The following is a 16,598-nucleotide window of genomic DNA, read 5'->3' as shown; positions in this document are numbered from 1 at the left end:
GGGTCGATAATCATGTTTAAATTCAAATAAATTCACCGCGAGTCACGCCCCAATGAGCCCATATGCCAGTCCCAACGACCATCGGCGGTATCACTATCTGGAGCTGGCAAACCGGCTCAGGGTCTTGTTGATCTGCGATCCCGAGACCGATAAATCGGCCGCCTCCCTGGCCGTCAACACAGGCCATTTCGATGACCCGGTCGATCGCCAGGGCATGGCCCATTTCCTTGAGCATATGCTGTTCCTCGGTACTCGTACTTATCCCAGACCCGGCGAGTACCAGCAGTTCATGAGCCGCCATGGGGGCAGCAACAACGCCTGGACCGGCACCGAGTTCACCAACTTCTTCTTCGACATCGACAACGGCTTCTTCGAAGCGGGGCTGGATCGCTTCTCCCAGTTCTTCATCTGCCCCACCTTCGCCCCCGAGTGGGTCGACAAGGAGCGCAACGCGGTCGACTCCGAATACCGCCTCAAGTTGCAGGACGATGTGCGCCGCAGCTACCAGGTGCACAAGGAGACGGTCAACCCGGCCCACCCCTTCTCCAAGTTCTCGGTCGGCAACCTGGATACCCTGGCGGATCTGCCCGGCCGGGATCTGCGCTCCGACCTCATTGCGTTCTACGAAACCCACTACAGTGCGGATCGCATGGCGCTGGTGATGCTCTCTCCGGCATCCATTGAAACCCAGCTTGCCTGGTGCGAGCGCTTCTTCAGCACCATTCCGGATCGCCGCCTGGGGCCTCCTGCCCTCTCGGCGCCCCTCTACCGGCTCGATGATCTCGGCATCCGCATCCAGATAGCCCCGGTCAAGGAGACCCGCAAACTGGCGCTGACCTTCCCGCTGCCGAGCGTGGATGCCCTCTACGACAAGAAGCCCCTCACCTTCCTGAGCCACCTCATCGGCTACGAAGGGGAAGGCAGCCTGCTCTCTCTGCTCAAGGCGAGAGGCTGGGTCAACCAGCTCGCCGCCGGTGGCGGCATCAGCGGCGCCAACTTCAAGGACTTTGGCATCAGCTTCGGCCTCACGCCCCTCGGGCTTGCCCATGTGGACGACATCATCGCCGACCTGTTCGGCTACCTGAAACTCATCGAACGCCATGGCCTGCAGGCCTGGCGTTATGACGAGAAGCGCAGCGTGCTGGAATCCGCCTTCCGCTTCCAGGAGCGGGGCCGGGCGCTCGACACCGTCTCCGGCCTCGTGCTCAACCTGTTCAGCTATGCCCCGGACGATCTGCTCCACGGCGACTACATGATGCGCGAGTACGATGAGCCCCTGATCCGGCGCTTCCTCGCCAAGCTGACCCCCCACAACCTGCGCGTCACCATACAGGCGCCGGAGGTGAGCACGGATCGCCTGGCCCGCTGGTATCAGACCCCCTACAGCGTCCAGAGCATCACCGAGGCGGAGAAGATCCGCTGGCAGCAGAGCGAGCCGGATCCCGCCTTGCACCTGCCCTCCCCCAACCCCTTTATCAGCAACCGCCTCGATGCCAGGACGCCGTCCCTCAGCGCCGACATGCCGGCCTGTCTGGTCGACCGCCCCGGTTTTCGGCTCTGGCACCTGCACGAGCACCTGTTTGGAGTGCCCAAGGGGAGCCTCTATATCTCCATCGACAGCGAGCATGCGGTCAGAAGCCCGCGCCACATCGCCATGGCCAGGCTCGCGGTGGAGCTGCTCACGGATCACCTCAATGCCCTCACCTACCCGGCCGAGCTCGCCGGGCTCGGCTACCAGATCTATGCCCATCAGGGGGGCTTTACCATCAACCTGAGCGGCTTTGCCGACAAGCTGCCGCTGCTGCTCGACATGATCCTCGGCAACCGCACTCTGGGCTACCCGGATCCGGCACGCTTCAGCGAAATCAAGGAGCAGCTCATCCGCAACTGGGAGAACCAGTCCAAGACCAGGCCCATCTCCCAGCTGTTCAACCAGCTCACCAGTTTGCTGCAACCGAACAACCCGCCGTTCGAGCAGTTGTTGCGCCACCTGCGCACCATAGCACTCGACGAGATGCCCGACTTCGTCAGCCGGCTCTTTGCCGAGGTGCACATAGAGACCCTGGTGCACGGCGACTGGACCGCCGCCGAGGCGCTTGAACTGGCCGCCCTGCTGGAGCGTCACCTCGGCGTCAGCAGCCAGCCCAGTGCCGAGACCCGCCGCCCCCTCATCTCCATACAGGACAGGGGCACCCTCATTCGCGAGCAGGGGTGCGATCACGAAGACTCGGCGCTCCTGGTCTATTACCAGTCCCGCACCACCCGGGCGCGGGATCTCGCCTGCTTCACCCTGGCCAACCACATCATGTCCTCCACCTTCTTCCACGAGCTGCGCACCCGCCAGCAGCTCGGTTACGTGGTGGGGGCCGGCAACCTGCCCCTCAATCGCCACCCCGGCCTCATCTTCTATATACAGTCGCCGGTGGCGGGGCCGCAGATCCTGCTGGATGCGGTTGAGGAGTTCATCGATCTCTTCCCGCTGGCCATGCTGGAGTTCACCGAGCAGCAGTGGCAGGACAGCAAGGCGGGGCTGCAGGCCCAGCTCAGCGAGCGGGATGCCAACCTGCGCAGCCGCGGCCAGCGGCTCTGGGTCAGCATAGGCAACAAGGATCTCGGCTTCGATCAGCGGGAGCGGGTGCGCGAGGAGGTGGGCAGGCTCAGCCGCGCCGATCTGGTGCGCTTTATCACCCAGTTGCGCTCGCGCACCTCGGATCGGCTGATCCTCTGCAGCTATGGCCTGGGCCACGAGCACGACGAGCGGATCACCGGCCAGTTCATCGACGATCCCAAGGCGTTCCGGCTCAATGCCGCCACCTTCGAGGCCTGATCAGGCCTCGACCCCCACCCGTCCCACGGCAGATTGCGGACAATAAAAAGCCGACCCTGGGGGTCGGCTGGAAAAACCATAATCAATTGCGACCAGAGCCGCCAAAAGTGAACATGAGCGTGAAAATCAGACACTGAGTCGATGAACGGCCGAATGGTTCAAACCAGAGCGTATCGGTCGACACCTGCAGTGATTGAGAAACAGCCTCATCTTAGGCATTCCCCCGATTTGTCACGTTGATCTATGTCAAAGGAGGTAACAAAGTCTGGCGCGCCAGCGTCTTTATCAGGCGGGATCACATTGTCGCCTCAGCCACGACGGATCAGGCGATAGGCCACCTCATCGAAATAGGAGAGCTGCCCCGAGAGCACCCTTGGGTGATCCAGCTCGGCGGCGCGCCCCAGCACCTCCACGCTAAAGTCGCGCTCGAACAGGGTGCGCACCTCCATCTCCCCCACCGAGAACGGCGGCTGCACCTGCTGCTCCGGCTGATACTCCAGGGTCACCAGCAGCACCTGACCACCCGCCTCGATGAGGCGGCTCATCAGGGTCGCATACTGGCGGCGCATGGCCGTCGGCAGGGCGATGAGGGCGGCCCTGTCATAGGCGAGCCGGTAGCGGCGGCCAAGCTCGGGGGCGGCGAAGAAATCCCCCTGATAGATGCGCAGGTCGTCGTGCCGGTGACACCGATAGGGGCCCACCTCGCTTGTCTCTGCACTCAGATTGTTCTCGTCAAAAAACTGGGTGATGGCGAGCTCGGAGAGCTCGAAGCCATCCACCGGATGCCCCTGAGCGCTCAGCCAGAGCAGGTCGCGGGACTTGCCGCACAGGGGCACCAGCACGGGCTCACCCTGCTGCTGGGCCGACCACCAGGATTGCAGCCAGCGGTTGAAATCAGCCTGATGAAAGCCAATCCGGTTCTCTTTCCACTTCTGATGCCAAAACGCCGCTTCCATCCTCATCCTCTCGTCATCTGCAATGATGCATCAATATCACAACTTCATCGGGGCGGCGCAAGCCTTGTTGTCCACTGCACCGGGAGCGAGGGCCCGATGACGTCCAGCCGAGCGCACTCAGGCGCAGGCGGGCTCCGCAGCCATGGTGGTCGCCACGGCGTCTATCCGGGCAGCAATCTCTGCAAACGAGGGGCGCTGCAACACAGCCTCCAGGAGACACGCTTCGGCCAGTGAATGGAGCGCCCCAAGCGCCTCGTCCCTGGGGTGGCAGCGCGCCAGCAGCTCCTCCAGCAGGCAGCCAAAGGCCCTGACCTCCAGGCGCTCGAGCCGGGCAGCCCGCTCGCGGTCGGCGCCGTCATAACAGGAGGCGGCACCGAAATCCCCGAGCAGCACCCGGCCCTGTTCCTGAACAGAGCGCAGCAGAGAGTGCAGCAGGTTGTGGGCATAGAGATCCCCGTGCAGGATGCCGCGCCCGTGCAGATGCAGCGCGGCGCTCGCCACCCCCTGCGCCATGGCAAGCAGCGCAGCCGGGGTGAAGGTCAGATCCGCCGGATAGACATCCCGGGTGCAGGAGTCCAGGCTCGGCGGCCCCGCCAGGTTGACAAAATCAGGGTCTATCAGCGCCATCACCAGGGCCGGCATGCCAGAGGGGTGGCCGCTGACTCGGCCCGCCACCCCGATGAGATTGGGGTGCCTGCCTGCGGCGAGCGACACCGCCATCTCGCAGCGAGGCAGGCCATCGCTGGTCATGGCCCCCTTGAAGAGCTTGACCGCCACCCCCTGCGTCCCCTCATCGGAGTGCAGTGCTGCGCGATGGATAACCCCGGACGCCCCCTGCCCCAGTTGCTCCCCCAGCGTCAACGCCTGCCAGGGGATCTCGGCCGCGGTTGCCGTCTCGCCGAGTCGGCGCTCCTGCTCGTCGCTAAAGGGGTTGCCTGCATAGGCCAGCCAGGCGAGGCGCGGCAAACCGAGCAGCCACTCGGGAAGCACCTCCAGCCGGTTGGCGGCGATGCGCAACAGCTCCAGACGCTGGCAGTTGGCCAGGCTCGCCGGCAGCTCGCGCAGGCGGTTGCCAGAGAGCATCAGCTTTTGCAGGGCGGCGCACTGCCCCAGCTCGTCCGGCAGACCTTCAATCTCGTTATCGGTCAGGATCAACCAGCGCAGCCCCGCAGGCAGTGACGCGGCGGGTACCGTGGCGATCCGGTTGGCCTTGAACCCCACCATGGTGAGTGCAGGGCAGCGCCCCAGCACCTCGGGCAGCTCGGTGAAGCGGTTCTCGGAGCAGAAGATAATGCGCAGCCTGGTGAATTCGGCCAGCTCGTCAGGGAGCCGACTCAGCTGGTTGCCGGTGAGATCAAGCACCTCCAGCGTCTCCTTGAGGCTCAGGATCTCGGAGGGGAACACCGTCAGGTTTTCACAAAGCTTCAAGTGGCGGGCGCCGCAGAGTTCGCCTGCGCGCAGCTGTTCCAGGGTATGCATGGGATCGTCTCTATCGGGGTGGCTGGCTCGCGGCCAACGGCGCCGCCGGGCACTCGCCCGATGGCCACAAAGGAGGGGCATTATAAAGAACGACGGCCAGAGATCCCCTGTTTTGTTGCCACCAGGACGCACACAGGCGCCAGCCACGTAAAGAAAGAGAGCAAGATCCGGGTCGTCGTGACGGGGGCCAGCGGCCATAGTGGACTCAAACCAAAAGTGGGTTCGAATCTATTGAGGTTCCAACCCACTGCCAACCCTGTGCGCCTGCACAACACACCTGCGAGGGAACTGCCATGTCACAACTGTCCAACAAGGTCGCCATCATCACGGGAGCCAGCTCCGGCATCGGCCGCGCCAGCGCCATCCTGTTTGCACGGGAGGGGGCCAGCGTCGTGCTGGGGGCCCGCCGCCAGCCCGAGCTGGATGCGCTGGTGGAGGAGATCAGGAAATTCGGGGGCCAGGCGGTGAGCCTCGCGGGGGATGTGAAAAGCGAGGCTTACGCCAGCGCCCTGGTGGAGCTGGCCGTGGGGCGTTTCGGCGGGCTCGATGTCGCCTTCAACAACGCCGGCACCACGGGGGCACCGGGCAGCGTGCAGGAGATGGCACTGGCCCAGTGGCATGAGACCCTGGATACCAACCTCACCAGCGCCTTTGTGGGAGCCAAGTACCAGATCCCCGCCATGCTGGCGCGCGGGGGCGGCTCCCTTATCTTTACCTCCACCTTCGTCGGCCATACCCTGGGGCTGCCCGGCATGGCGGCCTATGCCGCGAGCAAAGCCGGCCTCATCGGCCTGACCCAGGTGCTGGCCGCCGAATATGGGGCACAAGGGGTGCGGGTCAACGCCCTGCTGCCGGGGGGCACCGACACCCCCATGGGGCGGGCCTTTACCAATACGCCGGAAAGCCTCGCCTTTGTGCAGAATATGCATGCCCTCAAACGGCTGGCCCAACCGGAGGAGATCGCCCGCTCGGCCCTCTACCTCGCGTCCGATGCGTCGAGCTTTACCACCGGCATTGCCCTGCTGGCCGATGGTGGGGTATCTATTTGTCGCACATGACCTTGTCGCACCCAAGATCCTGCGGCTGCAAACCTATCGTGAGAGCGTCCTATGTCTGATTACGCCCGCATCGCCGATGCCATCCGTTTTATCGCAAGCCAGGTGGCGCGCCAGCCCACCCTGGACGAGATAGCGGCGCACGTTCACTTAAGCCCCTTTCACTTCCAGCGGCTGTTCAGCCGCTGGGCCGGGGTGACGCCTAAACGCTATCTGCAGGTACTGACCCTGGAGCGGGCCAAGGCGCTGCTGCAGGAGTCACGCCCGCTGCTGGAGGTGGCCGACACCCTGGGCCTGAGCAGCGGCTCGCGGCTCTACGATCACTTCGTGCAGCTCGAAGCGGTGACGCCGGGGGAGTACAAGCAGCGCGGCGCCGGGCTGGTCATCGATCACGGGGTGCACGACACCCCCTTCGGCCAGGCGTTCGTCGCCCTGACCCCGCGGGGGGTGTGCAACTTCTCGTTTCTCGATGACCAGGCCCCACAAGCGCCCCTGGTCGCCCTCGCCCAGCGCTGGCCTGCGGCCCAGCTGCGAGAAGTGCCATCACGCACCCAAGAGGTCATCCACACCATGTTCGACACCAGCAAGGCACCGGATCGCCCCATCTCGCTGCATGTGAGCGGCACCAATTTCCAGATCAGCGTCTGGCGGGCGCTGCTCGAGATCCCGCCAGCCAGGGTGGTGAGCTACGCCCAGGTGGCGAGCGCCGTCGGCAACCCCAAGGCCGCCCGCGCCGTGGGGCTGGCGGTGGGCGCCAACCCCGTCGCCTTGATGATCCCCTGCCACAGAGTCATTCAGCAAAACGGCAAACTCGGCGGTTATCACTGGGGCGAGACCCGCAAACAGGCGATACACGCCTGGGAAGCGGCGAGGCATGAGTAGCACCTAATTCTACAATCAGCCTTTTCTCTTATCAGCGCCTATAAAGATTCACTCTTATCTCGTCAGTGAAGATAGGGTTCTCACGCCACGACGAGATAATGTTCCTGTCATCAAGCCATCTAACAAAAACCTGATTCTCAGGAGTTTTCTTCAACATCGGAATATTGTATCCGACTTTTATTTCTGAATATGGCTTCGGTAGATTTGCCAAGACAAAACGTACTTCATCATCCGTCATAAGAGAATGATGTTTATTAAAGAGTGAAATTTTCGTCGCAATAGGCATGGAGTTAATGACTAAGGATTGAGCAATACCACTATTGATATTGGATAGGTTAGCATCAGTACTGTTAATAATTTTACCGATGAGAGCCGACCGTTCAGGGTGGTTCACAAGTAACTCCAGGTCCATCAAACCAATAATCCCAAGCTTGGCTTTATTATCAATTTCAGCGCGAAGAAGATTTTCTCTAAAATCATCATCGAGGTCGAATTCGTCTGGCTCTTCAAGGTATGTATCAATATTTTCTGCTACAAATAAAACCTGCAGATCCTTGTAATCAGCGAGTGCATCAAGACTCTCATTGGAGAAGGTAATTTTCCCTTCATCGATCAGAATTTTAAGCTTGGCTGGCTCAAACCCTTCAGGTGGTTTTGTGAACGACTTCGGCAGAGCATGAATATATTCTCTGTAGGCGGAGTCAGTCAGAGAACCCGCATTGAAGAGGAAACGACGCAGCTTCTGTGAATCATCATCACTAGGAATAAGGTGTTTCAGGATAGCCGTACGAACAACGTCTCGTTCAAGATATCCTATCAAGCTCTCCGCCACGAACTCTTTACTTTCTATAAAACAAAGACAGTTCAGCCAAGTTGGCTCGATCAAACCTAACTTAAACAGTATTGCATGCAGCCTCTCTGGAACATCCGCAAGAGTAGGCAACAAGTTCGTCTGTCGTTCAAGAAATTTCAGTAGATCATCCTGATCAAGTCCTTCATGGTGTATAACGGCAAGAATAGCCGGGACATCCTCCTTTGAATTCCCTTCAAGCACCACAAGGATGTCATGTAAGTAGCGCTCGAAATCGAGTTCGATCCGCGTCATCAAGATTGTGTTATTCGTCGAGCGTATAGCAGTAAAGTTCCTTTCACGTAGTTGCTCAAGATCATTCTCTCCCAAAATGGATTGATAGATATACTCCAGATTAGCGATTGTGAGTTCGAATCGCCCCTTTTCGAACATGGTGCGTACAATCTCAGAATGCTCTTTGATGACGGCCATATTTTTGACCTCAAAGTCGATACATACAAGACGCTCTGGTGTAATTTCAGGTGAATTTACCAGTATCTCGGGGAGGTTCTCCGAAACAAATAATGGTAGTTCTTCGAAACTTCTTGCCAGCCCTTCGAGCTGGCTTTCGTGCAAGTTAGAAACTAGTTGCGTTACGTGGGATATATTATTATTGCTTACCAAAGCAGTAGGAACAAGGCCTTTCCAAGCGTTGGCTAGTCCCGAAAGTAGCCCTACAACATCGCGACCACTTGTATAATACGTATCAAAAAAGTCTTCGCAACTCTCAAATTCGGAGGAAAGAAGCTCGAAAAGCTTCTGCAGTTGGTAGTGGTAACGACTCCGATCGCTCAGGAGACAATCAACCAATTTAATGTTCAAAACATAGTTTTGCCGGAAGTCCTCATCCCGCATCGCTGCAATAACTTCATGTGGATTATCGATTGGAAAACTTGGAACGGGGGTGATAAATGCTCGAATCTGAATCAGATACTTATTGTCATTAGGTGACAAACGGCCTGAGTGAAAGAGTGAGGTATATTGGTAGTAGGTATCATCAAGATGGCCTTCCAATAACAGGAAGCGAGCAAGTTTCCCATTTTCTCCGAAGTTGTCGAAGACATCTTGAACACTACTGGCATTCGAGCGCAACAACTCTTTAAGTTTAGTCGTGCGAAGTGTTGCTATTTTTTCCCTTAAGTCATGTAATTGGCGCAAGCTCTTATTCTTATTTTCAAGTGACTTACTTTCAATTTCCATTTTTCGTTGCTTATAACTTTTATGAGAGTCCACCTCACTTTGCAATTTTGAAATATCGATTGGCTGGGATGCATGACCATTGGAGTAGCTGTAGTAAACATATGAGGATTCTATAAGTTTCTCAAAAATATCATTGCTGACTAACTGAGGGATCGCAATATATATCTGCCCATTATGACTGGCACTAGTTGCATGTATCGGAAGCTTCTCAACAAGAGCCATAGCGTATATTAGCCGTAATTCTCTTAGACTAGAAGGTGTTTGTCGTTCGAAAAATTCAAGCTGCTTTTCTATTTCCGTAATTTCAGCCCTATAGGTAGCTTCACCAGACTCAATTAATTTATCTTGCAGGCTTAATATTTCAGTAAGATTACCCGTGCCACGGTGTAGCTTCTCAAAGTCTCTTGGACAGACGTTTTTATAGATCAAAACCGCGAGGAGTTTATTAGCATCGAGCAGATTTTCTCCATCAGCTTCCAAATTAGCCACATAGATAGCGTATTCATTAAAGATATTCTGAATCAACCTGAGGTCATTCAGGTATCGTGATACTTCTCTTAAAAACTGTCTATCAAGGCGCCCATCGAGATCAAGTCTCTTTCCTTGCGCCAATACCATATCGATCGAATTCGATGTGTTAATGATCGGTATGACAGGTATGATAAATTCGAAAAACTTTGTTCTATCTGTATTGACAAACATATCGTCGCGCAGGGCGTAGAGAAACCTTATGGTGCGTTTTACACCAGCATTCTCATTTACCAGACTGTTAATTTCACGCAGTGTGACAAAAATTTCTGCGTTCTCAAATCGATCTAAGTCTTCAATAATAACAAGATCGTAATTCGTTGATTGGAAAAAATAGACTATTTCATCTAGATGCCTATTTAATATGGAGGTCTGGTCATCACACGCAGGTTTTATTTCAATATCTTTTAATGATATACTTTTCAGTGACAGTCCAAAGCTAGCAACATAAAAATGATGCAACATCCCCCAGAAAAATACTACAGCGAGAGTAAATACAGCAATATTAATGCCATTGCTGATATCGAATGGAGTGAAGTAAGTGCCACTGATAATATACTCTCGCTGATGAAAAACGTACCAAAGTGAGAAGATCCCAAGCATTATGAATAGAGATTTAAATATAGCCAATGCACTTGGAGACTGAATTCTTTTAAATCGTGATAGTGGAAGTCTGTTTGCATCAGCGCCATACAACATCTGTTGCAGAATACTTCTCTCAATCTCTTGGCGGCTCACCTTCCCTCCCTCCGAATCAGTTTCGGGAACGAACGAAGCCAGAGAAATATGAAGTGCAGGCCGCCGATATTTCCGCAAGAAGGTCTGGATTATACTGCTCTTTCCTGACCCGTAGGGACCCGTTAGAGCAATGTTGGATACCTTCGAATTATTCGTAGCAAACAGAATCGCTTCGGCATATACGCCAGTCTTGTCTGCCTCATCAGTTGGCGCAAGGTCTACGAACTTAGATGAAGTGTGGCCGGAGCAGTCTTTACTTTCCAGCCAAGACACTGCGCTATCAAGGCGATTAGCAAGCCTGCGTGTTAGAGAAGTGATTGTCTTTATCATATGATACGGAATTAACGCCCCCTTAAAAAACGGAAACATACAAACGCCATTTTTTCAACTCACCTTTGGTCATACTACCGCTCAAATTTCTAATAATGTCCTATTGGAGTTTGGTAGTCGCCCCTGAAGTTCATTCATTTCAACTGAACTACACACGGTTTACAAGCTTATTGCTGCAAGACAAGATATTGGGACACCCACCTTTCCATTGTTCGAGCCAATCCTTGCCATTGATAGATAGGATATTGATCCCCATACAGACCACCGAGCCGAGCGCAGTGGTATAGCCACTGGTGACATAGGGATATGCCGTTCGCTGGATGGGGAAAGAGCTTCCTGGATCGGCAAAAAATACGCCCGAAGGTCAGGTTTAATTTCCTCCGAGGGCAGAATCATTGCATCTACAAGTCGCAGCTGCGTCCAGCTTTAGGGATAACGTTCTTGCAAGCCATAGATAAAGAAAGACGCCCTAAGGGCGTCTTTCTTATTGGTGAGGTTTCGAGGCTAGCCGATCAATGCCCTCACTCCCTCCCCAATTCGTCTCGCTACCGGATCAGATCGGGGTGATGGAGGTGATATGGGCCGACCCATCCAGGGATTGGAAGATCTGCACCACGGCTTCCCCATGGATCGGGTTGGGCAGCGGCACAGTGCTCTTGCATTTGAAGCGGTAGTTGGTGCCGGCGACGGCCTGGGTGGAGACTTCAAAGGGGGTGTACTGCACCCCGACAAATCCTTCCAGCGCCTGGTTGAATACCGCCTGATCCTTGGCGCTCAGCTTGTGGTAGGCAGTCCATCCGCCCAACAACACTGCTTGTTCTGACATAAACAAACCCTCCGTGATCGCTTGTCCCTACTCGTTTGGCTGTTCGGGTTCCGCCCCGTTGATTCAAGTGGTGTCCGGACTCCACCGGGGTGTCATCACTGCCGTTTGACGTGATGACGATGGGCTGTTTGCGCAGCTGTCAGCTTGTGAGTCAGCCCTTCCCCTTGCCATGAGCGCCTGATGATAATGGTCTCAATTGGCATGAGAGAGCCTAGTGCGGGATAGTGAAAATGCCCCTGTCACATATGACAGGGGCAAAGCGGTGAAAAAGCTGCTCGGAAAACGAAGATGTGTGGCGCAAACGATTGGAAAAAGAAAAGGCGCCTCAAGGGCGCCTTTTTGACAGTTTTGCGTGATCGCAGGAAGAGGCGTTAGCCGCTTATTCCCATTCGATGGTCGCGGGCGGCTTGCCGGAGACGTCGTACACCACGCGGGAGATGCCGTTGATCTCGTTGATGATGCGATTCGACACGTGACCCAGGAAGTCGTACGGCAGGTGAGCCCAGTGGGCGGTCATGAAGTCGATGGTTTCGACAGCGCGCAGCGCAATGACCCAGTCGTACTTGCGACCATCGCCCATGACGCCGACGGAGCGCACCGGCAGGAAGACGGCGAACGCCTGGCTGACCTGGTTGTAGAGGTCGGCCTTGCGCAGCTCTTCGATGAAGATGGCGTCAGCCTTGCGCAGCAAGTCGCAGTACTCCTTCTTCACTTCGCCGAGCACGCGCACGCCCAGACCCGGACCCGGGAAGGGGTGACGGTAGAGCATGTCGTAGGGCAGGCCGAGTTCGAGGCCGACGCGGCGCACTTCATCCTTGAACAGCTCGCGCAGGGGCTCCACCAGACCCATCTTCATCTCTTCCGGCAGGCCGCCGACGTTGTGGTGAGACTTGATGACATGGGCCTTGCCGGTCTTGCTGGCAGCGGATTCGATGACGTCCGGGTAGATGGTGCCTTGCGCCAGCCAGCGGGCGTTTTTCAGCTTTTTCGCTTCGTCGTCGAACACTTCCACGAAGACGCGGCCGATGGTCTTGCGCTTGGCTTCCGGCTCGTCGATGCCGGCAAGAGCAGAGAGGAAGCGCTCTTCGGCATCGACCTTGATGATGTTCAGGCCGAAGTGATCGCCGAACATGTCCATCACCTGGGTGCCTTCGTTCAGGCGCAGCAGGCCGTTGTCCACGAAGACGCAGGTGAGGCGATCGCCGATGGCGCGGTGCACCAGCATGGCGACCACGGAGGAGTCCACGCCGCCGGAGAGGCCCAGGATCACCTCGTCGTCACCCACCTGCTCGCGGATGCGGGCGACGGCGTCGTCGATGATGGTGGCCGGGGTCCAGAGGCATTCGCAGCCGCAGATGTCCTTGACGAAGTGCTCCAGCATGCGGGCACCCTGACGGGTGTGGGTCACTTCCGGGTGGAACTGCACGCCGTAGAAGCGCTTGGCTTCGTCGGCCATGGCCGCATGGGGGCAGGTCGCGGTCTGGGCTATGGTGGTGAAGCCTGCGGGGATCTCGGTGACCTTGTCGCCGTGGCTCATCCAGACATCCAGCAGGGCATTGCCGTTGTCGGCAATGGCGTCTTCGATGTTGCGCAAGAGCGCACTGGTCTTGCCGGAGTGGCCCAGCACTTCGACCTGGGCATAACCGAATTCACGCAGGTTGGAGGACTGCACCTTGCCGCCAAGCTGCTCGGACATGGTCTGCATGCCGTAGCAGATGCCGAACACCGGCACGCCGGCGTTGAACACGTACTCGGGGGCGCGCGGGCTGCCTGCCTCGGTCACGGATTCCGGGCCGCCGGAGAGGATGATGCCGCTCGGATTGAATTCGCGGATCTGCTCTTCGGTTACGTCCCAGGCCCACAGCTCGCAGTAGACGCCGATTTCACGGACGCGACGGGCGATGAGCTGGGTGTACTGGGAACCAAAATCCAGGATAAGGATACGGTGGGCGTGAATGTCTTTAGTCATTTTATTCCTGCATCAGGCTGATGTTGTCACAAAAAGCACGGGATAAAAAAATGGTGGAAAAACGGGGCGCAGGGCCCCGTTTTATCAGCCCATCCGGTAGTTGGGGGCTTCTTTGGTAATGGTCACGTCGTGAACGTGGGACTCTTTCATCCCGGCGCCCGAGATGCGCACGAACTCGGCCTTGGTGCGCATGTCGTCGATGGTGGCGCTGCCGGTCAGGCCCATGGAGGAGCGCAGGCCGCCCATCTGCTGGTGGATGATCTCCTTGAGGCGGCCCTTGTACGGCACACGCCCTTCGATCCCTTCCGGCACCAGCTTGTCGGCGGCGTTGTCGGTCTGGAAGTAACGGTCGCTGGAGCCCTTGGACATGGCACCCAGAGAGCCCATGCCGCGGTAGGACTTGAAGGAGCGGCCCTGGTAGAGCTCGATCTCGCCCGGCGCTTCTTCGGTACCGGCAAACATGGAGCCCACCATGACACAGCTAGCGCCTGCGGCGATGGCCTTGGCCACATCACCGGAGAAGCGGATGCCGCCATCGGCAATCACAGGCACGCCGGTGCCTTCCAGGGCGTCCACGGCGTCGGAGATGGCGGTAATCTGGGGCACGCCCACACCGGTCACGATACGGGTAGTACAGATGGAGCCCGGGCCGATACCGACCTTGACCGCGTTGACGCCGGCGGCGACCAGCGCCTTGGCGCCGGCGGCAGTGGCGACGTTGCCGCCGATGATTTGCAGGTCAGGGTAGGCTTCACGGGTCGCCTTGATGCGATCCAGCACGCCCTGGGAGTGGCCATGGGAGGAGTCAATCAGCAGCACGTCCACACCGGCTTCCACCAGGGCGGCGACGCGCTCTTCGTTGCCGGCACCGGCACCGACGGCGGCACCGACCCGCAGACGGCCGCGCTCGTCTTTACAGGCGTTCGGCTTGCGTTCGGCTTTCTGGAAGTCTTTGACGGTGATCATGCCCTTCAACTTGAAGTCGGCGTTCACCACCAGCACCTTCTCGATGCGGTGCTTCTGCATCAGGGCAACCACCTCTTCGCGAGGGGCCCCTTCACGCACGGTGACCAGACGATCCTTCTGGGTCATGATCTGTTCAACGGTCTGGGAGAGATCGATCACGAAGCGCACATCACGGCCGGTGATGATACCCACCAGCTGGTTGCCGTCAGTCACCACGGGGTAACCGGCGAAACCGTTCTTGTGGCTCAGCTCCTTGATCTGGGCGATGGTCATGTCAGGGCGTACGGTGACGGGGTCGGAGACCACGCCGCTCTCGTACTTCTTGACCTTGCGCACTTCGGCAGCCTGCTGCTCGATGGACATGTTCTTGTGAATGAAGCCGATGCCGCCTTCCTGGGCCAGTGCGATAGCCAGACGGGCTTCGGTCACTGTGTCCATGGCAGCGGAAATCATCGGGATATTCAGGGAGATAGCAGACGTGAGCTTGGTACGCAGGTCGGCGGTATTCGGAAGAACAGTGGAGTGGGCTGGAACCAACAGTACATCGTCGAAGGTCAGCGCTTCTTTGGCAATCCTGAGCATGGCAATATCTCACCGTTGAGGAGTGGGGGTGTAAAATATTGCCGACAAATTTTACTCATGCATTGGTCAGTGGTAAAGAAGTTTTTTGAATTTTTTATGGTGTAGCCCGGTTTAACGCCGCCAACGGGGCAAAAAACCAATAAATTCAGGCGTAACCATGCCTTTTTTCGCGACAAGATGATCTTTTTTGCCGTTGGCAGCCAAATGCCCGCCAAGGGCCCGTCGGGTCACTTTTCAACACTTCCCCTCCCCCGAGCGCCGCAGGGGGCCGGACTCAGCCCCCCTGATAGCGGCCGGGTTTGTGCCAGTTCATCAGCATGGCGTTCATGGCGAGCGCACTCAAGGTAGACCAGAGCAGCAAAGAGAGCGGCAGGGTGAGCAGGGAGAGGGCGAACACCAGCACATCCAGCACCATCTGGCTCTTTCCCGCATTGATGCCGGTGCGCCGTTGCAGCCAGAGCGTCACCACGCCTATGCCTCCCACCGAGGCGTTGTGGCGGGCCAGGGACAAGACCCCCATGCCGAGGAAGGTGCCCCCCACCAGGGCCGAGAACAGGGGGTGGACATAGCTCACCGTCAACAGCAGCGGCACCGCCTGGGTGGCGGCCGAGAGGGCGATATTGACGATCAGCGTCTTGACCATGAAGGCCCGCCCCATGGTGACGTAGCCAAACACCAGGAAGGGCAGGTTGGCCAGGAAGAAGAGCACCCCTATGGGCAGGCTGCTGACATGGGCAAGCAGCAGGGCTATGCCCGCGATGCCGCCGGTGATCATGCCGGCGCACTTGAGCAGATTGAGGCCGACTGCGATAAACATGACGCCGAGCACCATGCCGTAGACATCGTCCTTGAGGGTGTGGGCCAGCCCCTTGTCCACAGAGAGTGGCTGCATGGTCATTTCACCTTCCATATGACTCCTTAACACGAATTGATTGTGGCGTCCCTTGCCCGAAAACCAGGCCGTTCCGGCACGGATGGCGGCGGTGCATTCAGCCTGCCGGCACCCGCCCCCGACCTTGCGGCCCCCTGCCCCTGATATCGCCATCATGGGCATGACAAGTCACAGCAAAAAGAGCGCCAATCAAAACAAGAGTCCGAGATACCATCAAAAATCAAATTTAAATTCCGCATAACTATCAAAAAGCAGATGAATTATACCAATCCAGGGATGGCCTTCTGTGCCGGATCAGCATGTTTACCCAGTCAACCAGAAAACATGTCGCGGTCACCCCTGATTAACTCGTTTTTTCGGTAGATCATGCCGACGAAATGCCACTTTACAGCATGTAAGATGTCCATCAGGAGGGCGCCATGGGGGCGATATGACATGTTTCTGCGGGATTAGGCTCAAGGGCAAACAAAAAGGATATGCACCATATCGGGGCAAGCGCACCAAAAATGTGCAATTCT

General features: G+C 57.4%; 10 protein-coding genes. 3 read left to right on the top strand and 7 right to left on the bottom strand.

The window, feature by feature from the left end:
- Positions 1–52 precede the first annotated feature (52 nt).
- On the top strand, positions 53–2,827 hold the full coding sequence (locus tag AC3WR3_RS02760) for an insulinase family protein (RefSeq protein ID WP_492291089.1): 2,775 nt from the start codon (positions 53–55) through the stop codon (positions 2,825–2,827).
- 308 nt (positions 2,828–3,135) lie between these two features.
- Here the strand turns inward: AC3WR3_RS02760 and AC3WR3_RS02755 are convergent, their stop codons facing one another.
- Positions 3,136–3,783: a thiopurine S-methyltransferase gene (locus AC3WR3_RS02755; RefSeq protein ID WP_202045395.1), complete on the bottom strand. Its 648-nt coding sequence runs from the start codon at positions 3,781–3,783 to the stop codon at positions 3,136–3,138.
- Between the two features lie 117 nt (positions 3,784–3,900).
- The gene (locus tag AC3WR3_RS02750) at positions 3,901–5,262 is read right to left on the bottom strand and encodes a leucine-rich repeat-containing protein kinase family protein (RefSeq protein ID WP_492291088.1); all 1,362 of its coding nucleotides are present in this window, start codon (positions 5,260–5,262) and stop codon (positions 3,901–3,903) included.
- Positions 5,263–5,555: 293 nt separating this feature from the next.
- Here AC3WR3_RS02750 and AC3WR3_RS02745 point away from each other — a divergent pair, with 293 nt between their 5' ends.
- Positions 5,556–6,320, top strand: coding sequence for an SDR family oxidoreductase (locus AC3WR3_RS02745; RefSeq protein WP_492291087.1), 765 nt, complete (start codon positions 5,556–5,558; stop codon positions 6,318–6,320).
- A gap of 51 nt (positions 6,321–6,371) precedes the next feature.
- Positions 6,372–7,199 carry a bifunctional transcriptional activator/DNA repair enzyme AdaA gene (locus AC3WR3_RS02740; RefSeq protein WP_492291086.1) on the top strand — a complete coding sequence of 276 codons (828 nt, stop codon included), beginning with the start codon at positions 6,372–6,374 and terminating at the stop codon, positions 7,197–7,199.
- 31 nt (positions 7,200–7,230) lie between these two features.
- Here the strand turns inward: AC3WR3_RS02740 and AC3WR3_RS02735 are convergent, their stop codons facing one another.
- From AC3WR3_RS02735 to AC3WR3_RS02715, 5 genes are all read right to left on the bottom strand, one after another.
- Positions 7,231–10,884 carry a YobI family P-loop NTPase gene (locus tag AC3WR3_RS02735; protein ID WP_492291085.1) on the bottom strand — a complete coding sequence of 1,218 codons (3,654 nt, stop codon included), beginning with the start codon at positions 10,882–10,884 and terminating at the stop codon, positions 7,231–7,233.
- Between the two features lie 514 nt (positions 10,885–11,398).
- The gene (locus AC3WR3_RS02730) at positions 11,399–11,671 is read right to left on the bottom strand and encodes an immunoglobulin domain-containing protein (RefSeq protein WP_489152310.1); all 273 of its coding nucleotides are present in this window, start codon (positions 11,669–11,671) and stop codon (positions 11,399–11,401) included.
- A gap of 379 nt (positions 11,672–12,050) precedes the next feature.
- The gene (gene guaA / locus AC3WR3_RS02725) at positions 12,051–13,640 is read right to left on the bottom strand and encodes a glutamine-hydrolyzing GMP synthase (RefSeq protein ID WP_289982878.1); all 1,590 of its coding nucleotides are present in this window, start codon (positions 13,638–13,640) and stop codon (positions 12,051–12,053) included.
- Positions 13,641–13,724: 84 nt separating this feature from the next.
- Positions 13,725–15,188 carry an IMP dehydrogenase gene (gene guaB / locus AC3WR3_RS02720; RefSeq protein WP_041992212.1) on the bottom strand — a complete coding sequence of 488 codons (1,464 nt, stop codon included), beginning with the start codon at positions 15,186–15,188 and terminating at the stop codon, positions 13,725–13,727.
- A 274-nt stretch (positions 15,189–15,462) separates the two neighbouring features.
- A complete protein-coding gene (locus tag AC3WR3_RS02715) occupies positions 15,463–16,098 on the bottom strand; it encodes a YitT family protein (protein ID WP_492291084.1) in 636 nt (211 codons plus the stop codon).
- Between the last annotated feature and the right edge of the window lie 500 nt (positions 16,099–16,598).

The sequence above is a fragment of the Aeromonas sp. EU05-FHT14A05 genome (assembly GCF_058791175.1).
Note: the sequence above shows the minus strand (reverse complement) of the source record. Positions and strands in the feature narration are given on the sequence as shown.